The 22,721-nt window shown below is 50.7% G+C and carries 28 protein-coding genes and 2 pseudogenes; 10 read left to right on the top strand and 20 right to left on the bottom strand.

Annotated elements, in window-relative coordinates; translation table 11 throughout:
* The first annotated feature begins 187 nt into the window (after positions 1-187).
* From cysT to KEM39_RS04985, 3 genes are all read left to right on the top strand, one after another.
* Positions 188-1,024, top strand: coding sequence for a sulfate ABC transporter permease subunit CysT (gene cysT / locus KEM39_RS04995; protein ID WP_118996952.1), 837 nt, complete (start codon positions 188-190; stop codon positions 1,022-1,024).
* Between the two features lie 262 nt (positions 1,025-1,286).
* Positions 1,287-2,147, top strand: a complete 861-nt coding sequence (cysW, locus tag KEM39_RS04990; protein ID WP_118996953.1) for a sulfate ABC transporter permease subunit CysW — start codon at positions 1,287-1,289, stop codon at positions 2,145-2,147.
* Positions 2,144-3,217 carry a sulfate/molybdate ABC transporter ATP-binding protein gene (locus KEM39_RS04985; protein WP_118996954.1) on the top strand — a complete coding sequence of 358 codons (1,074 nt, stop codon included), beginning with the start codon at positions 2,144-2,146 and terminating at the stop codon, positions 3,215-3,217. Before cysW ends, KEM39_RS04985 begins: the two co-directional genes overlap by 4 nt.
* 56 nt (positions 3,218-3,273) lie before the next feature.
* Here the strand turns inward: KEM39_RS04985 and ilvA are convergent, their stop codons facing one another.
* Positions 3,274-4,800, bottom strand: a complete 1,527-nt coding sequence (gene ilvA, locus KEM39_RS04980; protein ID WP_118996955.1) for a threonine ammonia-lyase, biosynthetic — start codon at positions 4,798-4,800, stop codon at positions 3,274-3,276.
* A 147-nt stretch (positions 4,801-4,947) separates the two neighbouring features.
* Here ilvA and KEM39_RS04975 point away from each other — a divergent pair, with 147 nt between their 5' ends.
* On the top strand, positions 4,948-6,114 hold the full coding sequence (locus tag KEM39_RS04975; RefSeq protein ID WP_118996956.1) for a D-alanyl-D-alanine carboxypeptidase family protein: 1,167 nt from the start codon (positions 4,948-4,950) through the stop codon (positions 6,112-6,114).
* A gap of 395 nt (positions 6,115-6,509) precedes the next feature.
* Here the strand turns inward: KEM39_RS04975 and KEM39_RS04970 are convergent, their stop codons facing one another.
* From KEM39_RS04970 to KEM39_RS04895, 16 genes and pseudogenes are all read right to left on the bottom strand, one after another.
* The gene (locus KEM39_RS04970) at positions 6,510-6,953 is read right to left on the bottom strand and encodes a phage virion morphogenesis protein (RefSeq protein WP_118996957.1); all 444 of its coding nucleotides are present in this window, start codon (positions 6,951-6,953) and stop codon (positions 6,510-6,512) included.
* Positions 6,954-6,955: 2 nt separating this feature from the next.
* A complete protein-coding gene (locus KEM39_RS04965; RefSeq protein ID WP_118996958.1) occupies positions 6,956-7,858 on the bottom strand; it encodes a phage minor head protein in 903 nt (300 codons plus the stop codon).
* Positions 7,855-9,324: pseudogene (locus KEM39_RS04960) on the bottom strand (DUF935 domain-containing protein). The gene KEM39_RS04965 and the pseudogene KEM39_RS04960 overlap by 4 nt, the downstream one beginning before the upstream one ends.
* Positions 9,325-9,345: 21 nt before the next feature.
* Positions 9,346-10,842 (bottom strand): terminase large subunit domain-containing protein, encoded by a 1,497-nt coding sequence (locus KEM39_RS04955; protein ID WP_211709668.1) that lies wholly within the window; start codon positions 10,840-10,842, stop codon positions 9,346-9,348.
* Positions 10,839-11,384: a phage protein Gp27 family protein gene (locus KEM39_RS04950; protein WP_118996960.1), complete on the bottom strand. Its 546-nt coding sequence runs from the start codon at positions 11,382-11,384 to the stop codon at positions 10,839-10,841. The genes KEM39_RS04955 and KEM39_RS04950 overlap by 4 nt, the downstream gene beginning before the upstream one ends.
* Position 11,385: 1 nt before the next feature.
* On the bottom strand, positions 11,386-11,703 hold the full coding sequence (locus tag KEM39_RS04945; protein ID WP_013448348.1) for a hypothetical protein: 318 nt from the start codon (positions 11,701-11,703) through the stop codon (positions 11,386-11,388).
* Entirely contained in the window at positions 11,700-12,020 is a 321-nt protein-coding gene (locus tag KEM39_RS04940) for a hypothetical protein (protein WP_013448349.1), read from the bottom strand. Before KEM39_RS04940 ends, KEM39_RS04945 begins: the two co-directional genes overlap by 4 nt.
* A gap of 2 nt (positions 12,021-12,022) precedes the next feature.
* Complete coding sequence (locus KEM39_RS04935; protein ID WP_009426268.1) at positions 12,023-12,232, bottom strand: TraR/DksA family transcriptional regulator; 210 nt, start codon at positions 12,230-12,232, stop codon at positions 12,023-12,025.
* On the bottom strand, positions 12,225-12,446 hold the full coding sequence (locus KEM39_RS04930) for a hypothetical protein (RefSeq protein ID WP_009426269.1): 222 nt from the start codon (positions 12,444-12,446) through the stop codon (positions 12,225-12,227). Before KEM39_RS04930 ends, KEM39_RS04935 begins: the two co-directional genes overlap by 8 nt.
* Positions 12,424-12,813, bottom strand: coding sequence for a hypothetical protein (locus KEM39_RS04925; protein ID WP_118996961.1), 390 nt, complete (start codon positions 12,811-12,813; stop codon positions 12,424-12,426). Before KEM39_RS04925 ends, KEM39_RS04930 begins: the two co-directional genes overlap by 23 nt.
* Positions 12,806-13,144, bottom strand: a complete 339-nt coding sequence (locus KEM39_RS11995; RefSeq protein WP_118996962.1) for a hypothetical protein — start codon at positions 13,142-13,144, stop codon at positions 12,806-12,808. The genes KEM39_RS04925 and KEM39_RS11995 overlap by 8 nt, the downstream gene beginning before the upstream one ends.
* Complete coding sequence (locus KEM39_RS04915) at positions 13,069-13,242, bottom strand: hypothetical protein (RefSeq protein ID WP_002241500.1); 174 nt, start codon at positions 13,240-13,242, stop codon at positions 13,069-13,071. Before KEM39_RS04915 ends, KEM39_RS11995 begins: the two co-directional genes overlap by 76 nt.
* Positions 13,243-13,255: 13 nt before the next feature.
* Entirely contained in the window at positions 13,256-13,759 is a 504-nt protein-coding gene (locus KEM39_RS04910) for a glycoside hydrolase family 108 protein (protein WP_118996963.1), read from the bottom strand.
* A gap of 77 nt (positions 13,760-13,836) precedes the next feature.
* Complete coding sequence (locus KEM39_RS04905; protein WP_204822021.1) at positions 13,837-14,844, bottom strand: GTP pyrophosphokinase; 1,008 nt, start codon at positions 14,842-14,844, stop codon at positions 13,837-13,839.
* On the bottom strand, positions 14,841-15,920 hold the full coding sequence (locus tag KEM39_RS04900) for a nucleoid-associated protein (RefSeq protein ID WP_249182602.1): 1,080 nt from the start codon (positions 15,918-15,920) through the stop codon (positions 14,841-14,843). Before KEM39_RS04900 ends, KEM39_RS04905 begins: the two co-directional genes overlap by 4 nt.
* Positions 15,921-16,100: 180 nt before the next feature.
* Positions 16,101-16,406 (bottom strand): phage protein Gp27 family protein, encoded by a 306-nt coding sequence (locus tag KEM39_RS04895; protein WP_107960489.1) that lies wholly within the window; start codon positions 16,404-16,406, stop codon positions 16,101-16,103.
* 6 nt (positions 16,407-16,412) lie between these two features.
* Between KEM39_RS04895 and KEM39_RS11855 the strand changes: the two genes are divergently transcribed.
* The 5 genes and pseudogenes from KEM39_RS11855 to KEM39_RS11850 form a co-directional block, all read left to right on the top strand.
* Positions 16,413-16,544: a hypothetical protein gene (locus KEM39_RS11855; RefSeq protein ID WP_275068391.1), complete on the top strand. Its 132-nt coding sequence runs from the start codon at positions 16,413-16,415 to the stop codon at positions 16,542-16,544.
* Positions 16,537-16,767, top strand: a complete 231-nt coding sequence (locus KEM39_RS04885) for a hypothetical protein (protein WP_118996964.1) — start codon at positions 16,537-16,539, stop codon at positions 16,765-16,767. Before KEM39_RS11855 ends, KEM39_RS04885 begins: the two co-directional genes overlap by 8 nt.
* 3 nt (positions 16,768-16,770) lie before the next feature.
* The gene (locus tag KEM39_RS04880; protein ID WP_107863460.1) at positions 16,771-17,058 is read left to right on the top strand and encodes a helix-turn-helix domain-containing protein; all 288 of its coding nucleotides are present in this window, start codon (positions 16,771-16,773) and stop codon (positions 17,056-17,058) included.
* A 45-nt stretch (positions 17,059-17,103) separates the two neighbouring features.
* On the top strand, positions 17,104-17,976 hold the full coding sequence (locus tag KEM39_RS04875; RefSeq protein ID WP_118996965.1) for a hypothetical protein: 873 nt from the start codon (positions 17,104-17,106) through the stop codon (positions 17,974-17,976).
* A pseudogene (locus KEM39_RS11850) lies at positions 17,969-18,538 on the top strand (transposase); the annotation flags it as partial. The gene KEM39_RS04875 and the pseudogene KEM39_RS11850, both read left to right, overlap by 8 nt.
* Positions 18,539-18,630: 92 nt before the next feature.
* Here KEM39_RS11850 and KEM39_RS04865 read toward each other — a convergent pair.
* Complete coding sequence (locus KEM39_RS04865; protein ID WP_240002718.1) at positions 18,631-20,208, bottom strand: site-specific DNA-methyltransferase; 1,578 nt, start codon at positions 20,206-20,208, stop codon at positions 18,631-18,633.
* Positions 20,209-20,211: 3 nt separating this feature from the next.
* Here KEM39_RS04865 and KEM39_RS11530 point away from each other — a divergent pair, with 3 nt between their 5' ends.
* Complete coding sequence (locus KEM39_RS11530; RefSeq protein ID WP_025462297.1) at positions 20,212-20,430, top strand: hypothetical protein; 219 nt, start codon at positions 20,212-20,214, stop codon at positions 20,428-20,430.
* Positions 20,431-20,876: 446 nt separating this feature from the next.
* Here KEM39_RS11530 and KEM39_RS04860 read toward each other — a convergent pair whose 3' ends face one another.
* Positions 20,877-21,449, bottom strand: a complete 573-nt coding sequence (locus tag KEM39_RS04860; protein ID WP_118996967.1) for a 50S ribosomal protein L25/general stress protein Ctc — start codon at positions 21,447-21,449, stop codon at positions 20,877-20,879.
* Between the two features lie 66 nt (positions 21,450-21,515).
* Positions 21,516-22,499, bottom strand: coding sequence for a ribose-phosphate pyrophosphokinase (locus tag KEM39_RS04855; RefSeq protein WP_118996968.1), 984 nt, complete (start codon positions 22,497-22,499; stop codon positions 21,516-21,518).
* Positions 22,500-22,721: the final 222 nt, after the last annotated feature.

Raw genomic sequence — 22,721 nt, 5'->3', positions numbered from 1 at the left:
GTACTGTCTGCGGCTTCGTCGCCTTGTCCTGATTTTTGTTAATCCACTATATTTTAAAACATCGCGCCCGCTTGAGAAACTGCCAACCGCTTTATAACAAATTCGTCTTTGCACCAAACTTTCCATTCTTTCCGTTTTTCAGACGGCATCGTTAAAGTAATGCCTTTATTTTCCACCCTTACCGACTATGTTACTGCTCAAAACGCCCGGCGTACTGCCCGGCTTCAAAATCAGCCTCGGTCTGACCGTATTGTGCCTGTCGCTTCTGGTGGTTTTGCCGTTTGCGATGATGGCGACGGAGGCGGCGGAAATCGGCTGGGGCGGCTTTTGGAACACGATTGCCGAGCCGAACGTGTTGGCGGCGGTGTGGCTGAGTTTGCGGATGTCGTTTTATGCGATGCTGACCAACGTCGTGTTCGGCACGCTGGTGGCGTGGGTATTGGTGCGTTATGAATTCCCGGGCAAGGGTCTGGCGAACGCGCTGGTCGATTTGCCGTTTGCGCTGCCGACGGCGGTTACGGGTATCGCGTTGGCGACCCTGTATGCGCCCAACGGTTGGATAGGCCGTTTTTTCGAGCCTTTGGGCATCAAAATCGCGTTTACGCCCGTCGGCATTTGGATTGCGCTGGTCGTCGTCAGCCTGCCCTTTATCGTCCGCGCCGTGCAGCCGGTGTTGGAGGAATTATCGGGCGAATATGAGGAAGCGGCGGCGACTTTGGGTGCAAACCGCTTCACGACGTTCCGCCGCGTGCTGCTGCCGGAAATCACGCCGGCACTCTTGACCGGCGCGGGCATGATGTTCGCGCGGGCAACGGGGGAATACGGCTCGGTGATTTTTATCGCGGGCAATATTCCGATGGTTTCCGAAATCCTGCCGCTGGTTATTATGGGCAAGCTGGAACAGTTCGACGTACAGGGCGCGTCGGCGGTGGCGTTGTTTATGCTGCTGGTTTCGTTTGTCATCCTGTTTGCGCTGAACGTGATGCAGTGGGCGTTGGGCAGGCGTTCGGGCGCGAAGGGTTGAGGTCGTCTGAAATACCTGTTACCGTCATTCCCGCGCAGGCGGGAATCCATTGGTGAATTTCGGCTGCCTTATTTATTTTCTGTTTTCCTGTTGCCCTGTGGTGGATTCCCGCCTGCGCGGGAATGACGGCAGCCGAACGTTTTTTGCTCCCCTTTTAATCTATAAAAGATAAAAGGCCGTCTGAAAACGAATCCGCCCCACAAAAAACAGTTTTTCAGACGACCTCCAAACATTTTAAAACCAACCAGAGAACACCACCGACATGAAACCCTATTCCGCCAATCCCAACCTGACCGAACCGCGTTGGCTGCGCGTATTGCTGACTGCTACCGCCTTGGGCTTTCTGTTGCTGATGTTGGTTGTGCCTTTGGTTGCCGTATTCTACGAGGCCTTAAAAGGCGGTTGGGATTTGTACCTGAAATCCTTAAGCGATTCCGAAGCGTGGTCTGCCATCAAATTGACGCTGATTACCGCGCTGATTGTCGTCCCCGTCAATGCCGTCTTGGGCGTGGCGATGGCGTGGCTGCTGACCCGTTTTGATTTTCGCGGCAAGCAGTTGCTGACCACCCTGCTCGATTTGCCGTTTTCCGTATCACCCGTGGTGGCCGGTTTGATGTTCGTCTTATTGTTCGGCGCGCACACGGCATTGGGCGGCTGGCTGGAAGCGCAAGGCATACAGATTATCTTCGCCATCCCCGGCATTATTTTGGCGACGCTGTTCGTTACCTTCCCCTTTGTCGCGCGCGAAATCATCCCGCTGATGCAGGCGCAGGGCGACAGCGAAGAACAAGCCGCGCTGATTCTCGGCGCAAGCGGCTGGCAGATGTTTTGGCGCGTTACCCTGCCCAACATCAAATGGGCGTTACTCTACGGCATCATCCTCACCAACGCCCGCGCGATGGGCGAATTCGGCGCGGTCAGCGTGGTATCGGGACACATACGCGGCGAAACCAACACCGTCCCGCTTTTGGTCGAAATCTTCTACAACGAATACAACTTCACCGGCGCATTCGCCCTCTCCGGCGTATTGGCACTTTTAGCACTGGCGACGCTGGCGGTGCAGAACATCATCACCAAATTACAAGATAAAAAACTCGCCGCCGCCGAAAGGAACGCAGCATGAGCATTACTATTCAAAACCTAAACAAACACTTCGGAGCGTTCCACGCGCTGAAAAACATCAACCTCAACATCCCCACCGGCAAACTCGTTTCCCTGCTCGGCCCTTCAGGCTGCGGCAAAACCACGCTTTTACGCATTATCGCCGGACTGGAAAACGCCGACGGCGGCAAGATTCTGTTTGACGGACAAGACGTAACCGCCAAACACGTGCGCGAGCGCAAAGTCGGCTTCGTGTTCCAACACTACGCCCTTTTCCGCCATATGAACGTGTTTGACAACGTCGCCTTCGGTTTGACCGTATTGCCCAAGTCCGAACGCCCGTCCAAAGGGCAAATCCGCGCCAAAGTCGAAGAATTGCTCAAGCTCGTGCAGCTCTCGCATTTGGCAAAATCCTATCCGCACCAACTCTCCGGTGGGCAACGCCAGCGCATCGCCCTCGCCCGTGCGCTTGCGGTCGAACCCAAACTCCTGCTTTTGGACGAACCCTTCGGCGCGTTGGATGCCAAAGTACGCAAAGAATTACGCACTTGGTTGCGCGACATCCACCACAATCTAGGCGTAACCAGCATTCTGGTCACGCACGACCAAGAAGAAGCCCTTGAAGTTTCCGACGAAATCGTTGTCATGAACCACGGCAAAATCGAACAAACCGGCAGCGCCGAAGCCATTTACCGTAAACCAGAAAACGCCTTCGTTACCGAGTTCTTAGGCGAAACCGACGCTTTTGAAGGTCGCATCGAAAAAGGCATCTGGCACTACAACGGCTTCGCGTGGAAATTGGACGCGCACTACAAATGGCAGGAGCAAACCGCCATCGGCTATATCCGTCCGCACGAATGGCAGCTTGCCGCCGAAAACGAAACCCCGATGATTCGTGCCAAAATCGAAAAAATCCACGCCGTCGGCGCATTGACGCACGTTTTGGTGAAACACGGCAAACAAGACGTGCACATCACGCTGGCTGGCAGCGATGCCGCGCGTTACCCAATCGCCGAAGGCAAAGAATTAAACTTAATTCCGAAACAGGTTTATGTTTTTTCTCAAAACGAGCTGATTGAATATTCGATTTAACCCTGAAAGCACAATGCCGTCTGAAAGGCTTTCAGACGGCATTGTGCTTTCAAGCATCAGGCAAGAAACAGCTTGTACGCGGCATTTTGCGTTTCCTCGTGATAGCTGTATCCCAGACTTTCCAAGAAACCGTCAAATGCGGCGGCATCGTGCGGCGGCACGTCGATACCGACCAAAATCCGCCCGTAATCCGCACCGTGGTTGCGGTAATGGAAGAGCGTAATATTCCACCCTCCCTGCATATGGTTCAAAAAACGCGCCAACGCCCCCGGACGCTCCGGAAACTCAAAACTGACCAGACGCTCGTTTTCTACTTTGTCCGTCCGTCCTCCAACCATATAACGGATATGGATTTTGGCAATCTCATCATCGGTCAGGTCGACATTGGGCAATCCCGCCTCATCCAACCGGCTGCCGATAACCGCCAAATCCTGCGGGCCTGCCGCTTGAAGTCCGACAAAGATATGCGCTTTTTCATCGTCTCCGTAGCGGTAGTTGAACTCGGTAATATTCCTATTTCCCAATATATTGACAAACTTAAGGAAGCTGCCGCGTTCTTCAGGGATGGTAACGGCAAAAATACCTTCGTTGCCCTCGCCCAATTCGCTCCGTTCCGAAACGTGGCGCAAACGGTGAAAATTCATATTCGCGCCGCTGGTAACGGCAATCAGGGTTTGGTTTTCCGCGCCTTCTCGGGCGATATAGGCTTTCAGACCCGCCAACGCCAACGCGCCCGCCGGCTCGGTAATGCTGCGCGTATCATCAAAAATATCCTTGACCGCGCCGCAAACCGCATCGGTGTCGACTGTAATGATTTCATCCAAAAGTTCTTTGCAGAGGCGGAAGGTTTCGTTTCCGACGACTTTGACCGCAGTGCCGTCTGAAAACAGCCCGACATCTTTCAAATGGACGATTTCGCCCGCTTCGACCGACTGCTTCATACAGCAGGAATCGTTGGTCTGAACGCCGATAACTTTGATTTCGGGGCGGACCTGCTTAATAAATGCCGCCACGCCCGCCGCCAAACCGCCGCCGCCTATCGGTACGAATACGGCGCGGATTGGATCGGGATGCTGGCTGACAATTTCCATCCCCACCGTACCCTGTCCCGCAATCACATCGGGATCGTCAAACGGTGCGATATAGGTCAGCCCTTCTTTTTCCGCCAGCTCCATCGCATAATCGTAGGCATCGTTGTATGAAACACCGCGCAAAACCACCTCGCCGCCACGGCTTTTGACCGCATCCACTTTGATTTTCGGCGTAGTCTCCGGCATAACGATAACGGCACGGCAGCCCAAACGCTGTGCGGACAACGCCACGCCTTGTGCATGGTTGCCCGCGCTTGCCGCAATCACGCCGCAGGCAAGCGCGTCTTTCGGCAACTTGGACATTTTGTTGTACGCACCGCGTATTTTGAACGAAAAAACCGGCTGCAAATCTTCGCGTTTCAGCAAAACATTGTTTTCCGAACGTGCAGAAAGGCTGCGTGCCGGTTCCAAAGGCGTTTCCACCGCCACATCATAAACAGATGCCGTCAGGATGCGGATAAGGTAATCGGAATAAGGAAGGGGCGTGTTCATAATTCAATATGGGATAATCGGTTTGTTAAAATCGCAAAACCCGAAACCATACGCCCAAGACAGCCCGAAAGCAAGAAAAATCCGCCCGATCAGACATCCCGGGCGTATAATCGGCAAACTGAAGCGATTATACGGTTAACACCTTTCATGACTGCACATAAAGCCCTGTCAATCTTAATCCCCATCATTTTAGCCGCCTCTCCCGCACCCGCCGCCCTTTCTTCAAACAGGCTGCCGGTACGCGCGGCATCCTCCCCTCAAACGCCGGAAACCCTTGCTGCGGCACACATCGTTATCGACCTCCAAAGCCGGCAGACCCTATCCGCCAAAAACATCGATGCCCCTGTCGAACCTGCGGCACTGGCGCAATTAATGACCGCCTATCTGGTTTTCAAAAATTTGAAATCGGGAAATATCCGCCCTGAAGAAACCTTAAAAATACGCGAATCGGCGTGGAAATCGGAAGGCAGCAGAATGTTTGTCCGGCCCGGCGGCAGCGTTAGAACCGACACGCTCTTAAAAGGTATGATTGCCCTGTCCGCAAACGATGCCGCCCTAACCCTTGCCGGCAGGCTGGGCAACGGTTCGATAGAAAACTTCGTCAAACAGATGAATGAAGAAGCCCGACGCTTGGGTATGAAGAACACTTTATTCAGAAATCCGACCGGTTTGAGCCAAGAAAGACAAGTTTCCACCGCCCGCGACCTCGCCCTCCTTGCCGAAGCATTGATGCGCGACTTTCCGGAATATTACCCGCTGTTTTCCATCAAATCGTTCAAGTTTGAAAACATAGAACAAAACAACCGCAATATCCTTTTATATAGGGACAACAATGTAAACGGTCTGAAAGCCGGACACACAGAAAGCGGCGGCTACAACCTTGCCGTGTCATACTCCGGCAACGGCAGGCACATCCTTGCCATCACATTGGGTTCGGAATCGGCGGAAACACGCGCATCGGACAACAGCAAGCTGCTGAACTGGGCATTGCAGGCCTTCGATACGCCCAAAATATATCCGAAAGGCAAAACCGTTGCCCAAATCCAAATTTCCGGAGGCAGCAAAAAAACCGTCCGCGCAGGCTTTCTCAAAGAAGCCTACATCACTCTGCCACATAAGAAAGCGAAAATGGCAGAACAGATTTTGGAAACCATACAGCCGATTCCCGCCCCGGTAAAAAAGGGGCAGATTTTAGGAAAAATCAAAATCAGGCAAAACGGATATACCGTTGCCGAAAAAGAAATCGTCGCACTGGAAAATGTAGAAAAAAGAAGCCGGTGGCAAAGGCTTTGGACGCGTCTGACGGGACAGTAAGCTTCTATATTTCCATATCCAAAATAGGAGAATTAAAATGCCGTCTGAAACAATCTTCAGACGATATTCAAAAGACCGTTAAATAAAGTTGTACGACCAATCAAATATCGCAACTCATCCACCTCTATTTGATTTGCGCTTAACGGCAACAGTTGGCTGAATAACTAAGGCCGTCTGAAATATCATCTTTCAGACGGCCTTTTATTATTGATCCGTTGATTACATTATTTGCAAAACAGGTGTAATTGAAACCTAATGAGATAAATATATAGGGGCTGATGAGAAAAATGGGATTAGAGAGGATGACGGGGGATTTTGTGGGATGGAAAAAATGCAAGGGAGTTGCAAATATTGCAATAAAAACGGACGGTATTTTTATCGTCCGTTTTTTGTTGTCAAAGTCCTTTTTTGAGGGCGGCGATGGCGATGTCGAGGATTCTGCGTTCGGCACCGGGTTGGAGTTGGTTGTTGCCGTTGATGGGGAGATAGGGGCGTGCTGGAAGGTTGGTTTTGTGACCTCGCCCTGCTCGTCCGCCGAGGTGGTGGATGGCGGCGTATTTTTTATTGCTGCCGATTCGGGCATAGTTGCTGCCAACCTGTGTAGTCAGGCTGGCGGCAAGTTGCCCGCTTTTTTGCAGGGTCTTGCCTCCCTCATCTGCGGCACGCCGGCTTCGTTTCCACCGTTGCTCGCCCCAGCTTTCGGATTCGAAGTTTTCTTCGGTCATAGATAGCAACTCAGTTGCAATACCGCGCATCATGAGGCGGGTGTTTGCGGCGTTTTTAAGGAGCGTACTCAGACCGTGTTCGAGTTTGGCAGCATCGAGTTTGATTTCCAGCATAATCAGCCTTTTAACAGTTTAAGCACCCAAGTCAGCGAAGCGGCGGACAGGGCGTTTTTGAATCTGTCGTTGCCCATCATCGTTTTCAGGGCAATGCGGGCGATGTCCGGATGGGTTACCTGCGCCTTATCCACTGCGATTTTCGCCATACGGGACAGCATAGACTTGCCTTGGTTGGCGTTGAAGCCCGCATTGGGGGCAATAAATTTGTTGTTGATGCGAATGCCGGTGCGCTGTGCGTAACGCTCCTCTCCGGTATAGGGATTCGCGCCTATATTGACGGTGATGGACTCAAGAGTCGGTCGGGGCAGGACACGGTTTTCTCCCATACTGCGGGACAGCGGTTTGACACGGCAGCGACAGCGGTAGTCCAAAGGAGGGTACAAAGTATTCCACACGGGGTCGTCTGCGGCATAGACGCGACCGTGCATCATACGGTGGGTATCACGAGTGCGGCTGTCGTTGATGGCGACGTACTGCCAATAAGGGTGCGTGTCGATGGAGTCCATCATTTCGGCGTAGCGGCCCGCCATATAGGCCGACTGCATATTGGTCAGATAGATGGTTTTCAGGCGGTGGGGGCTACCGAGCTGTACGCTTTGGGTTTCTCCTTCGGGATTTTGAACTTCCTGCCTGCCCCACCAGCCTTTGCGCTGTAGAACGGGGGCGAGTTCTCGGCTGAACTCTTCCAGCGTCCGGCCTTGTTCGGCGGCATCGACGACGGCGGAATAGATATCGGAGAGCACATCCATTTTGGCGGTTTTGGCCACCGTAAAGGCAGTGGCGTGCGCGTCGTCCAACATATCCTGCCAGTCCCAAGATACGGCAATGCCTTTTTGCTTGAGATAGGTGACGGCGGCTTCGGGTTTCATGCCGAAGACGGCTTTAATATCTTCGGGGTTCATGATTTAAGCTCCTGTGCTACTTCAATCCTGCCGACCAAGTCGGAAAGGAAAATCAGGCGCGCCAACTCGTTTTGCAAGGCGGTATCGTCCATATTCGGATAGGCGGCAGACAGACGATTGAGCAGGTTTTCGGCGGTTTCTCCACGACTTAATTCGGCCACTAGGACGGCTGTCAGCCGTTCGCCTTGGTCATTCAGACGGCCTGTGTCGGGGGCGAGTCCGTCGATGACCAAACCTGCATCCGTCAAATCGCCCTCGGTAAAGTCGGCAGCTTTTGCCTCCGGGCTTGCTTAAACACCCTCAAGCAAATCTCCATCTTCCAAACCGTATGTGCGCTGCCAGTATTGCTTGGTGAACTTGGCACCGGCATCCACCATCATCTTATCCCGTTCGGCACGCTCTCTGGTGCCGCTTTCCTCATTTTCGAACAGCACGAATTTCGGACGGGCAACGTCTCCGAAATTTATCTCTATTACCCACTCTATCAACTTATTGAACGTTGTCTCCACGATTCGTTTGTCGCTGTCGCGGATGTCGTCCGTTACTTCCAAGCCTGCGGTCGCGCTGGCGTGGGTACTGTCTTTTTCGGTGGTTTGGTCTTGTCCGAGCAGCGCAATGCTGATTTCGGAACGGCAATAACGGATGAGCTTGTCGTAGGCATCAATAGATGAGGACTTGCCGCTTGCCTCGTGGATTTCAACGCTGGAATCGTTGGGTATCGTGCCGACGCTGTTGCCGATCAGGGCTTCAAGCGCGTCTAACAGTTTGTCGGTATCCTGCGGGGTATTGGAACGCGGTTCTTTACCGATCAGCCAAGGCGCGCCGTATTTTTCGGTGAACTGCATCCAAAACTTCAGCCCGCCGCGCTTGAAGGTAACCAGCCAAAAAACCAAGCCCAAATCGCCTAAGCCGTAGGGGTTGAGATAATCTGCCTCATGTGTCGGGCAGAGAAACTTATAAGGCGGGGGAACGGTATCGGTCAGCCCGTTTTGGATATAACGCAACTCGCCGTCGTCGTTGAAAGCGAACCACTCTTGCGGCTTGGCGATGATTTTGTCAGGCAGCCATGCAGAATCGGTACGCCAAATCAGTTCGATGGGCTGGTAGCCGTAAAAAACGGCGTTTAAAACGTCTTTAATCAGGCGGTAAACATCGGTTTCAGCCAGCCAGCTATCGACAAAATCCCGGACATTTTTAGGGGTGTCGTCGCCCTCAAGCCGCCATTCGAGGCGGGCGACAGCTGCTTTTCGGCGGCGCACCAGCGAGCCGACCAAGGGGTCGCGCATCAGCTCGCGGTAAATGGAGATTTGCCTGCCCATTTTGCGCAAAACAGGGTCGGGATTAGGCAGCCAGCCGTTGAAACCGCTGAAAAACGGGCGGGAAACGGCGAGATGGGCAGATAAATCCTGCGGCTTGAAGGTCATGATGCCTTGACTGGTTTTGAGTTTGAGGTGGGGTTTGGGCATGATATGTACTCTTTAAATACCTTAATAACCTTTGGTTAATGCGCTTTTTCGGCGGATTCGGCGGCTGGCTACGCGTATCGGGCCGGTATTCAGCTCGCGGCTGGCGTAATGGGCAAGGACAAAGGCAATCGCCGCGTCTCCGTGGCGTTTTTTTCCGTCTTGACCTTTGGTGCGTACATCGGGGATGCGCGGCACGCCTCTGACCAACTCGAAGGCGCGTAGGTCGGTCAGGATGTCTTCGTCTTTGGGGATTGCGTCCAACGTGCCGTCTTCGAGTGCGGCTTTGAACGGAGCGGTATGGGTGCGGTACCAGTTTTCCGAGAGCATGACCGACTCACATACCTCCGCGCCAAATTCGTCGCGCATGGCTTCGGCTATTGACTGACCGTTGCCGCGCGCGTCCAATGCTGCTCCGCGCAGATTGGGTAAGCCGTGCAACAGGTGTTTCATGATTTGCTCTTGTTGGGCAAACGGCATATTGCCCAACTCCAACACGAACGGCGGCTTAAGGCTTAAATTAGTCTGCTGCAACAAAGGGACGATGACGGTACGGTCGCCGCTGCGGGCAAAGTCTTCGCCGACAAAGCTGGTGCGGGTTTTATCCAAACCGTTAAGCAACGGTTGCAGGATGTCGGCTATCCAGTCCGCCACTTCGGCAGCACGGCGGGGCTCGGGCAAGAGGCCGAACTCATCGCTTTGGTCGTATCTGATAACCGGCGTATAAGGACTCATACGGCTCTCAATCAAGGCTCGGTTGAGCCATTTGCCGCCGCCGTTTTTGGGGATACAGTCCAACTCTTCGCTGGCATCTTCGCCGTAGAAATCACGGATTTCCTTGCACCACGCGGCTTCGCCGTCTGCCGTCCACTCTTTGCCCAAGCGAAGGCAGATGCGGCGGTAGAGGCCGTCTGAAACGGCCTCGTCGAAAGTAATGCGGTGGATGGAGTACGGCTTTTTGCCCGCACGGATGTCGGTAATCAGCTCGTTGAACGGATTGTCCACCCCGTCATGCGTAGAGATAATATGCACCTGGCCGCCCCACATCAGCAATGCCATTGCCGCTTTGAGCAGCTCTCCGAGCTGCTCGTGGAACGCCGCTTCATCGATGATGACGCGCCCCTGCTTACCGCGAAGGTTTGAGGGGCGGCTGGATAAGGCGGTAACGCGCCAGCCGGACGCGAAACGGATGACGAAGGCGAGGACGGATTTTTTGTCGTCACCCTCGACGAACACCTCTTCAGTTTCTTCGATTTCGCCTGCCGCCAAACCGTAGAATTTCGCCCAGTTGGCACAATCGCGGATAAACTCCAAAGCCATGTCTTTGTTGTAGCCTATGTACCATGCGTCCATGCCGCCCGATGAGGCGGCAAGTAAGGCGGTATCGGCAGCCTCGCCCCAGCTCAGACCGATGCGTCGGGATTTTTCGCAGAGTTTGACGGGAGATTTATCGGCGCACCAACGCTGCTGGTAAGGCAGCAATACCGATGGCGTGCGGTCTTCGGTTTTGGGCAATGTCATGATGCGATACCTAAAATCTGTTTGCGGATGGCTTCGGCAGCCGCGTCGGACAGCCCGCCTTTTTTTGCCTGCTTGGCCACGTTTTCGGCGGCGGCTGCGACTTTGGCTTTAACTTTTGCCTGATATTCCTTCAGGCGCGTACCGGCGGTAATCAGCCCGCTGATTTTGCGCGCGCCCTCGCTCATAATCCCGAAGCGGTCAAGCGCGTTTAACTCGTCTTCGGGCATCTCACCAATCTGCACCAATGCCTCAAACAACTCTGTCTGCAACATCGCCATCAAGGCTTCGGAGCGGGTATCCCCCTCGTCTGCCGCACCTTCGGCAATCAGGCGTGCCGCTTCGGTGCTGTTTTTGATGGCGGCAAACCGACGCTGTACTTTTTGGCCGTACCGATGGGCGGCGGAGCGGCTGATTTCGTAGCCCTGTTGCTGCAACCATTCGGATAATGCCTGATAGTCGGCGAAGCCGTTTTCGACGAGCTTGCGCTCAAACTCGTGTCGGACGGCTTCAGGGAGCTGGTCGATGACGCTGCGTTTTGCCATATCAGCTCCACACTTTTTCGGGGCGGGCGATACCGGCGCGGCACTCGACTGTGTATTCGGCAATATCGACACCCAAACTGGTCAGGTCGGCAAACCACAAGCCGTGCGGTGCTTTATTCAGTTCGACCATTTTGCGGTCGGCAAGGTAGTCGAGCTGCTGGCGCAGTTCGGTGGCGGTGGTCTGCGGGTAAATCGCGTTCATAATGTCCAGCAGGAAGGTTTCGCTGGTGGTGTGCGGGCGGGCTTTATTAAGAGTGTTGATGATGTTCCAACGCATCCCCTCGCGGCGTTGTTTGGCAATCAATTCCTGGCTAATCATTTCTTTACGCTTTCCATTTTGTAGATTTCGGTGAGTTTCTCGGCGACGTTGTCGAGCTTGGCTTCGAGGACGACCTGATTGCGGATGTAGTCTTCCCGCAAAACATAGGTCAGGGGCAGTCCGGCATTGAATTCCGCCAGTTTGTTTTCCATGATTTCGACTTTGCCTTGCAGGCGTTCTTGCTGTTTTTGGCGTTCGTCCTGCTGCTCGCGGAATTGCGCCAGCAGCATTTTGCCGAAGGTAAAACAGATGCCGAGGAAGGAGAGAAGAAATCCGACCAACTGCCAAAATTCGATATGTATAAAGGTTTTTTCCATTTTTAAGGCCATCCGTGTTCGAAATATTCTTGGCAAACGATGCAGCGGGTGCAGCCTTTGACTGCTTTTCGCCTTGCGTCCGGTATCGGGCTGCCGCAATCTTCGCAATGGCTCAGGCTGTCGGCACGTTCCGGCATGATTTGATGTTTCGCCAGGGACTCTTCCAAAAATATGGCTTCACGCTCTGATGCGCGGTCGGCAAAATCAGTCATTTTTCAGACGGCCTTTCGTGTACCAGTCCTGCCACCCAGAGACTTGGACTTCCAATTTTTGGCAGTATTCGCCGTAACGTACGGCATGGTTTAAGAGTTGTTCGGGTGAGCCGCCGGTCGGACGCTCGGGGCGTTCGTATTTGACCAGCAGCCCGGTAGATACAGGCGGCAAATCCACTGTCGGTACGGTTTTAATCGGGGTATCCGAAGGCACGGTTGTAGAGGTGCAGGCTGTTAGAACCGATACCGTTAAAACCATTGCCGTCTTTTTTAATCGCGTCATGCGTTTGCTCCTGTAAGGTGTTTTTGGTTTTATCCAGCTCGCTCAGGGCGGATGCCAGCTCGATGCTTTGACGCTGCGCGAAGTCATGCCAACGCTTCGTTTCCGCCTGCGCTTTTTTAAGCTCGTCGGCGTATTGTTTGGCTGCCGCCATTGACGAGTTTTGGTAGGCGGTAATCAGGGCAGTTTGCTTGGCATCGGCTTTGTCGGCGGCATAGTGATAGCCGTTTAGCCAGATGCCCAAAACAATCAATGCACGCCATGCCAATGCCGTTTTGTTTTTGTACAATAAATCAATCATTGCCGCTCCATTCTTCGGGATTCGTGGATTTTTTGATTTCCGCCAACTGCGGTACGGCGGCAATGCCGCGTTTGATTAAGGCGTAGCCGCCGACCATTGCGCCGTATGCCCACCAAAGCCATTCGGGGGCATCAGCGGTTTGCGAGAACTTATAAGTCATAGAGGCGGCTGCCACGTTTGCCCATAGTTTGGTATGGCTGATTTTTCCTGTGGCCGGATTAGAGACCAAGCCTCCCAGCCATCGGAAAAAGGCAGTTATTTGCGACGCTTTTTTTTGGCTGCGCGTTTCGCGGCGGCTACCCCGCTCTTGCGGTGGGCTTGCGTCCAACATCCCTGAGTCGGCATGGCGTAGCGAATGCCTAGGTCGCTGTGGCTGAAATCGGGCTGCATGGCTGCGGTCATTAGGGCGATGAGTGACTTTTTTGACATGGTTTGTCTCCCTTTAATCAGTGTTATCTGCAGACGCGTGAATCAGGTTTTGCGCCACACGGCGTACCCAGCCCTTACCGAAAGAGGTGAACGTACCGAGCTTGGTATAAAAGACCAGACGCTCGGCGTTGAACCGCAATAAAAGGTCGTTTTCGGGGAGGGAATTGACGGCTTTGAGGCTGATTTCGCCGATGATTCCATCGTCCGGCACACCTGCGGCGCGTTGCAGCATACGGGCGGCATTGCCGTAACCGTGGTTGACGCAGGCATCAAAAAATTGGAACGCGACCGCTTCCGGCATTTGGTCGGCGCGGTAACGCTCCCAAAACGCCTTTCGGTAAATGCCGATAGCCTGTTCACGCGTCATGGCACGCATGGAGCCGTTGTAGCCGTTTGCCATTGCGGTACGCTTAGTGATGCCCCAATTGGTTTCGCCGCCGGGGTCTTTGGGATGGTTGGCGTAACCGCCCTCGTGGGAGAGGACGCGTTCGATAAATCGGTTGAATTCGTCTGACATGGAAAAATCCCTGTATTGAATTAAAAATCAATACAGGGATTGTAGGAAAGGCCGTCTGAATGGGCTTTTAAAGGGGGTTAAAAGAGTTCATGGGATGGTTGCTTATCCAAATCAGTACAAATGAATTTCAGGTTTTTGTTGTATGCAGGCAAAGGCCATTTTTTCCATACTTCATCTGCACCAACTTTCTCAATCAGCCAATAAACCAACAAAGCTGCTGGCTGACTGAAAAAATACATTTCTTCAGCATTTTCTTTTATCCGATTAGCAAGATATTTCTTCTCATTCAAAAGTGACCGGATATTAGCAAGAATATTTGAAGGGTCAATGCTGGATTGAAATGTTTCTAGAAAAATCATATTGGTTTTTTTATCAACTTCAGGAACAAGCCCTATTTCCTCTTGATAAAGCTGTGATAATTGGGGAAGAAGTTCTTCTTGTGGTTGATTTGCTTCTTTCAAAATTGCCAGAGTACGACTAAATAAGTCATCTGTAGTTTCCATCAAAGCCATGCTCTTCGCGACTTCGCGCTCTGCTTGCTTTGGAACATTGCCGTCAGGCTTGTATATATTGTCATGAACCAGCTCTGCATAAGCATGTTGGAGTAAAGAACGCACCTGAACTTCACAGCACAAATCAGCAGGGATGCTGACATTTTCGGGTGTAATGAATGCTTGTTTAGGACGAATCTCGTAATGTTTGGATTGATAGTCAAATGCTTTGGGATTTTGCTGAATTTCATCTGCAAAATCTTTCGAAACTTTAGCATTCCACTGAGATGAGGATTCAATGATTTCACAAACTATTTGAATATGTTCCGCAAGCAATACCACAAAACGTACGCCGACCAAGTCAGTCATTTGAGTTTGAGGTGAAGTGTAATTTTTTCGGCCAATCTTGGCCAGAGCTGAAGAAATCTCTTTGACTCTAGGCTTTGCTTCAATTTTTAGAAAATTGGCAACCGGAACAGGAGAAATGACATTGGATAATTGATTTTGAATTTCTTCAGCCACAAATCTACCCCAAGCGGCAAATGCCGCTTGGTGGCTTTCTAAATAGCTTTTGAAATCATCAATATCACTCATTTTTGTTGTTGTAACTGTCCTTTAATTGTGACAACAGTATATTCCCCATCTTCCGTTGGCGCAATTTCCATATAGTCTTGAGTATGCTCGGGAGGAGTCAAGATAACTACACCGTTACTAAATCCGTAAGACCTCCGTTTGCGTAAACGAGTTTTAATATATTCAATATCTTTACTTACGGCATTTTGAGGAAAGTCCTTTGCCACCATAAATTCTGTATAAGCTGTTCGTTTTTCTGGAGGTAAATGATTTTGGGCAAAATTATTTACACTAATGGTTGCTTCCGCACTTTTCAATGTAACGCGCAATGCTTCATGCGCATCTAATTTTGCATCATCACTTAAATCAGAGTTATCGATAAAATTGCGTGTCCACTCAAAAAAATTCTGCGTCAATTTACGGGAAGAAGCAGCTATACTCATACCCAAGAATACTTGATAGAAATAGGAAGCTGCCGGTCTAGTTTCCGTTTGTGTCATCAGATGGTCATACAAAAAAGCTCGATAATTCCCAGATTGTATTTGTTCTAGCGGCCTTACTGTTTCAGCCACCAAAAAACCTATCTTGAATAATCTTGCTGAATCGGTCAGTAATAATTCTTCTAAGAATTCAATCGTGATAAAGTCATCCTCTTCTTTGGTTCGGAATCCATCTTGAGGTTCAGCTTTAATTACACATAAAAACGGCTTACCGGTATCTCCAACTCTACCTTTTAAAACCAACAAAATACCACCCGGTGCATTCGTATTCAGTTGTGCATCGGTCAACATGTGGGCAAATTGTGCGGAATCTTCAATAAACTCTGCTTCGTCTTTGAGTTGTATGGCTGCCGCTATCTGAAAAAAACTATTTTCAGCCGTATTGGCAATAGACATTTCAATGCCATGAGATTTATTACCCAAAGCTTTGGTCAGCCTGTTTTCCAATGTTCTTCTTGCCGTAATAGGCAAATTAATCAACTGTGTACTGATTTTAGGTTCTACACGCTCTCTATTTTTATTTTTCGGATAAATACGATGGGTAATAATTTTTTCAATTACCAACCCTTCAAAAGAGTAATTCGTTTCTGTCATCATTTTTTCCTATTGTAAGTTAATTAAGGTCTTTTGAGATTTGAACCACTTGGCCGATGACCTGAATATCGGGGTGATTTTTAATACGCTTTAAAATGCACGGCCGCTTCAATTGCTTAATATCCGTTTCAGAACACCAGCGCAGCCAGAATGCCGGAGTGTCCTAAATGCCGTCTGAAAATTTCAGACGGCATTTTTTTCTTTATCGGCCAGAGTTGACAATATTTGTGCGAAGCGTTGTAAAGCGTGGCGATCCGCTGTTTCCAATTTTCTGAAAATATCCAGCAAATCCTGCTCTTCAGGAATGGCGGTCAGTTTTTGAAGCTGTTGGCCGTAGCGGTGTACGGCAGACCTACCGATTTCATAACCCTGATGTTTCAACCATTCGCTGTGTTGTGTGTAGCCGCTAAAACGGCTTTTCCGAATTTCATCATCAAGCTGCCTGCGGACATCATCGGGCAGCATTTCTACCGCGCTGCGTTTCCCCATTATCCGTTGCTCACTTTACCAGGCGCAGCTTGGGCTTTTTTCTCTGCCCTGCGCGCAACCATCAGACTGAAAGGCAATTTCGGCAAAAGCCACGAAGCGGCGGTAAAGCTGGGGCTGAAGGAGCAGGCAGATGATTAAAGAAATTAGTGAAACCCAATATACCTTTATTCACGATTATCTGGGTTTTTCTAGAAGGCATCAGGCGATTTTAGAAGGTTTGGTCGAATGGTTCGATGTTTTGGAGACTCTTGATGACGAGGGCAAGGAAGTGGCAGATGCCGCGTTCCACGTTGAGCATGATTTATTCAGGGATGAGGTGCGCTTCAAGCATATTTGGAAATTAAAAGATGCGGAGGAATAAATCATGGCGAGTGGAAAAGGCACACGGCTGCTGAAAGTCTTTAAAGCCCTTGAAGCCCATCCGATTATCGGCATCAGCAACAAAGACATCGCTGACGGGCTGGGCATTTCACCCTCAAGCGTGAGTCGCGATTTGGAGGATTTGATTGCCGAGGGACTGGCAACCAAACTGGATAACGGCAATTTTGCCTACAGCATGAAAACCCTGCAAATCGCCGAGCGTTTCAGACGGCAGCAGGAAGATTTGGAGCGGCGCTTGGCGGAAGTGCTGAGACGCACGCAGATGTATTAACGGATTTTGAAATTTCCCGACGTCGGGAAATTTGGAGAGTGAAAAATGAGCCATGAAGTTGAAGTGATGGATGCGGTTGCGGCACAAAACTACCAAGCGGCACACAGCGTGATGGTGATGGAGCAATGGGGTAACGGCGAAACCTACAATGAAGATGTATGGGTTGAGAGAGCCAAGCTCGCAACACGCAAAACAATGGAAGGGATGTTTGAGCTTGGTCAGGCTTTAATTGTTTTAAAAGAACATATGACTTGGAAACAGTTCGCAGACGTCTGCGAAGTTTTAGGAATGTCGGTTAGAGCAGCACAACAACTTGTTCAAGCCACTCACCGCTTTGCCACGCCGCAAATGCAGAAAGCCGCGCCGAAGCTGATGGATTTGGGCAAGTCAAAGCTGCTGGAACTCTTGGTCGAAGAAGACGTTACGTTGGTGGATTTGGCCGAAGGAGAAGAAGTCAACGGCATGACCTTTGACGATGTGGACCGAATGACGGTGCGCGAGCTGCGCGTCGCCTTGCGCGAAAGCCGCGAAAACCTCGCCGCCAAAGACGAAGTGATGAAAACCAAAACAGCCAAAATTGATGAGCTGGCCGAGAAGCTGGCTAAGAAGCAAACCGTTGTAAGAGAGCCGAAGGCGGAAGACGTGGGCAGCGAGTTGGCGATGCAGTTAACAAGCCTTGAGGTCGGTATCCGCAGTCAAGTGAGCCGTTTGAAAGATTTGTTCGACCAACTTAATGCGCACAGTGAGGCACACGGGATCAGCCATCAGGCAAAGATGGTCGGCACGCTCAATCAAATTATTTTGGACTGCGAGCAACTGCGCGAAAGCTATGCCCTGCCGACTGAAGCACCAACAGACAATGTGCCAGAATGGTTGGGCGGTGAAACGGGAGAAGGCGATGAATCCGGCAATGATTGAGCGTCTTAAGGCAGTCGAGAATCAGGCGGAAGCAATGGGACGCGGCGCACGCTCTGCATATCTTAAGCAGCAGGCGCAGGAATTGGGCATCAGCCTTGCCACGCTATACCGCAAGCTGGAGGCGGTCAGCGTCAAGCCGACGCACAAACGGCGCAGCGATGCGGGCAAAACGGAGCTTAAACCGGAAGAAGCCAAATTGATTTCGGCGGTTTTGGTGGAGGCGATGAGGCGCAACGGCAAGCGGTTGATGTCGGTGCGGCAGGCGGTGGAAATGCTGCGCGCCAACGGGAAAATCGAGGCGGCGCGGATTGATGGGGAAACCGGGGAAGTCATCCCCCTTTCTGAAAACACCATTACCCGGGCTTTACGGGAATACAAGCTGCATCCCGACCAGCTTTTGCAGCCCGACCCCGTCAGCCGCATGAAATCGGAACACCCGAACCATTGTTGGCAAATCGACCCGAGTTTGTGCGTTTTGTATTACCTGCCGCGTCAGGGCAAGGATACGGGGCTGCGGGTGATGAAGGAAGAGGAGTTTTATAAAAACAAGCCGAAAAACGTCGGTTCTTCAAATTTCAGTTCCATTTTTATTTCCTTCTATCCGCTGTCGTGCGGAAAATCCACCTCTTTGTCGTCATTCCCGCTTTCGGCTGACTACACGCATTCGAACATCACGCCCGCATCCTTCATCTGCAATACGGTATTGCTTTTAAGCGCATCGTCGCCCTCGAACAGCCTGTCCAATGCCGCCACCTTGACGGGATGCTTCGCCAGCACCGCTTCAATCAAACCTTGATCCACACGTTCCAGCAGGAAAGCGTACAACTCGCCCGTGTCTTCGTCTTCCACAAAATACACGCCGTCTGAAAACGAAACCTTGCAGGTCAGCTTCAAACCCATACGCAGCATCAATTCGTAGAGCAGGTTTTCAGACAGCGTTTCAGACAGCAAGGAATCGATATTCAAAGACAATTCGCGTTGCAGGGCTTCCGTATCGGCCTGCTCGGGCTGCCGCCATTGTTTGAAACCGCTTTCGGCAAGTTTGAAGACTTTAAAACCCGTATCTATTTCCGATCCGTCTTGAAGGCCCTCTGAAATCTGCCTGCCCGCGCGGCGGATGCGTTCTTTGGCGATTTCGGCAATGGTGTCAAACCCGGCCTTGCGTGCTTCGGATTTCTCGTCGGTTTCTTCGGGCAGTTGCACGCAGATGAAACGGCGGTTGCCGCCGTCTTCGGCGTTAAGCTGCATCACGGCATGGGCGGTAGTGCCGCTGCCGGAGAAGAAGTCTAGGATGAGGTCGTCTGAATTTGTGGCTAGCTTTGCCATCTTTAAAAGATACGGAATTGGCTTTGGGGTATCAAAATATGCTTTTTTATCAAATATTTTTTTTAGTTCATCAGCTGCATTTGCTGTATTACTTGTATCTAACCAAATTGTTTCAGGAACAGAGCCTGCTACTTCTGAAAGGAATAATTTACGATAAAGTTTGTCTCCATTTTCAATCAACCTTTTTTCTTCATCTAACTTTTTCATATTTTCCAAACCGACCAACCATTCTCGTTCAGAATAGAATCTTCCGTTCAATGTCGTATATTCATATCTACTACCTCCTTGATTTCCTCGCGCCCATAGCCCCAAAACACGATAATCACCACGTTCATCATTATCAGGATTTTTATATGCTTTAAGTGTTTCCGCCTCAATTTCAAGTTTATTAAATCTAAGATTTTCAATATTTTTTGCATAAACAAAAAGATATTCATGGACACGACTTAAATTAGGCGCACTATTATCTTTACCACGTTTTCTATGCCAAGAAATTTGTGAAACAAAATTCTCCGCCCCAAACACTTCATCACACAACAATTTCAACTGCGCCTGTTCGTTGTCGTCAATGCTGATGAAAATCACGCCGTCTTCGCTCAGCAGGGTTTTCGCCAGATGCAGGCGCGGCAGCATCATGGAGAGCCAGTTGCTGTGGTAGTGGCCGCTGTCTTTGCCGTTTTTGCGCCACGCGCCTTGAAATACGCCGTCGCGTTTCAGGTAGCCCGCGTCGTCGGTATCGCCTACGCGGCGGGCGTATTCTTCGCGGCTTTCGGAGAATTTGTCGGGATAAATAAAAGAATCGCTGCCGGTATTGTAGGGCGGGTCGATGTAAATCATCTTCACGCTGCCGGCGTAGGCTTTTTGCAGGATTTTCAGTGCTTCGAGGTTTTCGGCTTCGATAAACACGTTTTGGGTGCCATCGAAATTTGCAGATTCTTCTTTGCAGGGAACGAGGGTTCGGGAAGTGGGACTTTGCAGGTTGAGATAGGCGGCGGTTTTACCCGCCCAATCGAGTTGATAACGTTCGCCCGCACCGGCAAGGTTTTCTGCGCCGAGAACGAGTTTGAGCTTCTCAAAGTCGATTTGGTCTTCGCAAAAGACTTCAGGAAAGAGTTGTTTGAGTTTTAATATGTTGTTTTGTTTGAAATTATTTTCTAGATCGTGTATAATTTCGGTTCGGTTCGGTTCGGTTCGGTTCGGTTCGGTTCGGTTCGGTTGCCATAATTGCGTCTTCCATCAATGATTACTTACAAAGTGTCCATTCTATCGGAATATGTTGCAAGTTAAAAGAAAAGTGATTTTCAGGGTGAAAGTTGACCGACTATCTCTGATAGCCGGTTCGAGCCGGACAGCTACCGAAATGTGAACAACATATCTTCTTCATTTTCATCCAGTACGAAATGCTGTTTTTGAGCCAACCATCCGTTATCGCGCAATACGCCTAGATAGATTTCCACCCAAACGGAAATAAGCGGTTTTCCCTTATAACCGGATGAAATCAACCAAATATTGAAACACAGCCAAAAATAATAAGGCGGTACATATCATATACGTACCGCCTGCTTTTCAATCAATTAGCGTTTTTTACCGGTAACGGTGGCAACAGCCAGATTTTCGTTACGTTTCAGGGAAACGCTTTCTACACCTTTAGGCAATTTGATGTCTGACAAGTGCAAAATGTCACCGGCAACCACTTCGGCACAATCCAAATCCAAGAAAGCAGGGATATTGGCAGGCAACGCAAGCACTTCAACAGTCGTGTTCAACAGAGACACACGGCCGCCTTGCAGTTTGACCGCTTGGGAATTTTCAGCGTTAACGATGTGCAGGGGAACACGGATACGTACAAGTTGATCAGCTTTCACAGCTTGGAAGTCGATGTGTTGGACTTCGCGGCGGAACGGGTGCATTTGGAAATCGCGGACGATAACGTCTTTGGTTTCGCCGTTCAGAGACAACTTAATCAACGCAGTATGGAAAGATTCTTTTTCCAATGCGTAGAATACAGTTTTGTGATCCACAGCAATTGCAACGGGCTCTTGGCCTTCACCGTACAAAATGCCGGGGATTTGGCCTTCGCGACGCAGGCGGCGGCTCGCACCAGTGCCTTGTGCTTCACGAACAGAGGCTTGAATTTCATAAGTCATGTTAAATACTCCAATTTAAATAAAACTACCGTCATCGGCCGCGACCAGCTTAAGACGGCTTCGGGCTTATGGCAGCAACATGCTGCCTGTCATCACTTCTTCATTAAAAAGATATGAGACGGATTCTTCATTGCTGATGCGGCGGACGGTTTCGGCCAACAGACCGGCAATCGTTACCTGACGGATACGGTCGCAGTTTTTAGCCGCTTCAGACAAAGGAATGGTATCGGTTACGACCACCTGGTCGATTTCGGATGAGGCGATACGGCTGACCGCCTCTCCGGAGAATACAGCGTGGCTGGCATATGCCAAGACACGTTCTGCACCGCGCTCTTTCAGGGCGACGGCGGCTTTGCACAGCGTATTTGCAGTGTCAATCATATCGTCCACAATCAGACAGGTTCTGCCTTGAATATCGCCGATGATGTTCATGACTTCCGCCACATTGGCTTTCGGGCGACGTTTATCGATGATTGCCAAGTCGGCATTCAAGGATTTTGCCACGGCGCGGGCGCGGACTACACCGCCGATATCAGGGCTGACAACAGTCAAGTTTTCAATCCGCTGCTGCTTGATATCGTTCAACAGAATCGGGGTGGCATAAATATTATCCACAGGAATATCAAAAAAACCCTGAATCTGGTCTGCGTGCAAATCAACGGTCAAAACACGGTCGATCCCTGCCGAATACAGCATATTTGCCACTAATTTGGCAGAAATCGGAACGCGGACGGAACGCGGACGTCTATCTTGACGCGCATAGCCGAAATACGGAATGGCTGCCGTGATGCGGCCTGCCGAGGCACGTTTGAGCGCATCTGCCATTGTCAGGATTTCCATCAGGTTATCATTGGTCGGTGCACAAGTAGGCTGAAGGATAAAGACATCGCGACCGCGTACATTTTCCAACAGTTCGACGGCAACTTCACCGTCTGAGAATTTGGAAACCGAAGCATCTCCCAAGGAAATATCCAAATGCTTGACAACACGTTGTGCCAATTCGGGATTGGCATTGCCTGTAAATACCATCAAACTGTCGTACGCAGCCATATTCTCACCTGATTTTATGTTTAACTTCCGCTCAGAAAACACAATGCTTCCCTCCGCTTGTACCAAGCCCGACATTATACCTGCAACATCCGACACAAACAAAGGCATTTCAATATTTTTATTTCTATGAAATAAAAAGCGTGTAAGCAAGCTTACACGCTTTTATCTGGCTGGGGAGGAAGGATTCGAACCTTCGCATGCTGGAATCAAAATCCAGTGTCT

It is taken from the genome of Neisseria sp. Marseille-Q1983, from assembly GCF_018224585.1.
Taxonomy (GTDB): Bacteria; Pseudomonadota; Gammaproteobacteria; order Burkholderiales; family Neisseriaceae; genus Neisseria; species Neisseria polysaccharea.
This window is presented reverse-complemented; position numbering and strand designations above follow the sequence as displayed.

Bases quoted from the DNA above. Each gene is read 5' to 3' on its own strand.
- cysT (WP_118996952.1), top strand. From the start codon at position 188: ATGTTACTGCTCAAAACGCCCGGCGTACTGCCCGGCTTCAAAATCAGC.
- cysW (WP_118996953.1), top strand. From the start codon at position 1,287: ATGAAACCCTATTCCGCCAATCCCAACCTGACCGAACCGCGTTGGCTG.
- KEM39_RS04985 (WP_118996954.1), top strand. From the start codon at position 2,144: ATGAGCATTACTATTCAAAACCTAAACAAACACTTCGGAGCGTTCCAC.
- ilvA (WP_118996955.1), bottom strand. From the start codon at position 4,800: ATGAACACGCCCCTTCCTTATTCCGATTACCTTATCCGCATCCTGACG.
- KEM39_RS04975 (WP_118996956.1), top strand. From the start codon at position 4,948: ATGACTGCACATAAAGCCCTGTCAATCTTAATCCCCATCATTTTAGCC.
- KEM39_RS04970 (WP_118996957.1), bottom strand. From the start codon at position 6,953: ATGCTGGAAATCAAACTCGATGCTGCCAAACTCGAACACGGTCTGAGT.
- KEM39_RS04965 (WP_118996958.1), bottom strand. From the start codon at position 7,858: ATGAACCCCGAAGATATTAAAGCCGTCTTCGGCATGAAACCCGAAGCC.
- KEM39_RS04955 (WP_211709668.1), bottom strand. From the start codon at position 10,842: ATGACATTGCCCAAAACCGAAGACCGCACGCCATCGGTATTGCTGCCT.
- KEM39_RS04950 (WP_118996960.1), bottom strand. From the start codon at position 11,384: ATGGCAAAACGCAGCGTCATCGACCAGCTCCCTGAAGCCGTCCGACAC.
- KEM39_RS04945 (WP_013448348.1), bottom strand. From the start codon at position 11,703: ATGATTAGCCAGGAATTGATTGCCAAACAACGCCGCGAGGGGATGCGT.
- KEM39_RS04940 (WP_013448349.1), bottom strand. From the start codon at position 12,020: ATGGAAAAAACCTTTATACATATCGAATTTTGGCAGTTGGTCGGATTT.
- KEM39_RS04935 (WP_009426268.1), bottom strand. From the start codon at position 12,232: ATGACTGATTTTGCCGACCGCGCATCAGAGCGTGAAGCCATATTTTTG.
- KEM39_RS04925 (WP_118996961.1), bottom strand. From the start codon at position 12,813: ATGATTGATTTATTGTACAAAAACAAAACGGCATTGGCATGGCGTGCA.
- KEM39_RS11995 (WP_118996962.1), bottom strand. From the start codon at position 13,144: ATGTTGGACGCAAGCCCACCGCAAGAGCGGGGTAGCCGCCGCGAAACG.
- KEM39_RS04915 (WP_002241500.1), bottom strand. From the start codon at position 13,242: ATGTCAAAAAAGTCACTCATCGCCCTAATGACCGCAGCCATGCAGCCC.
- KEM39_RS04910 (WP_118996963.1), bottom strand. From the start codon at position 13,759: ATGTCAGACGAATTCAACCGATTTATCGAACGCGTCCTCTCCCACGAG.
- KEM39_RS04905 (WP_204822021.1), bottom strand. From the start codon at position 14,844: ATGAGTGATATTGATGATTTCAAAAGCTATTTAGAAAGCCACCAAGCG.
- KEM39_RS04900 (WP_249182602.1), bottom strand. From the start codon at position 15,920: ATGATGACAGAAACGAATTACTCTTTTGAAGGGTTGGTAATTGAAAAA.
- KEM39_RS04895 (WP_107960489.1), bottom strand. From the start codon at position 16,406: ATGGGGAAACGCAGCGCGGTAGAAATGCTGCCCGATGATGTCCGCAGG.
- KEM39_RS04885 (WP_118996964.1), top strand. From the start codon at position 16,537: ATGATTAAAGAAATTAGTGAAACCCAATATACCTTTATTCACGATTAT.
- KEM39_RS04880 (WP_107863460.1), top strand. From the start codon at position 16,771: ATGGCGAGTGGAAAAGGCACACGGCTGCTGAAAGTCTTTAAAGCCCTT.
- KEM39_RS04875 (WP_118996965.1), top strand. From the start codon at position 17,104: ATGAGCCATGAAGTTGAAGTGATGGATGCGGTTGCGGCACAAAACTAC.
- KEM39_RS04860 (WP_118996967.1), bottom strand. From the start codon at position 21,449: ATGACTTATGAAATTCAAGCCTCTGTTCGTGAAGCACAAGGCACTGGT.
- KEM39_RS04855 (WP_118996968.1), bottom strand. From the start codon at position 22,499: ATGGCTGCGTACGACAGTTTGATGGTATTTACAGGCAATGCCAATCCC.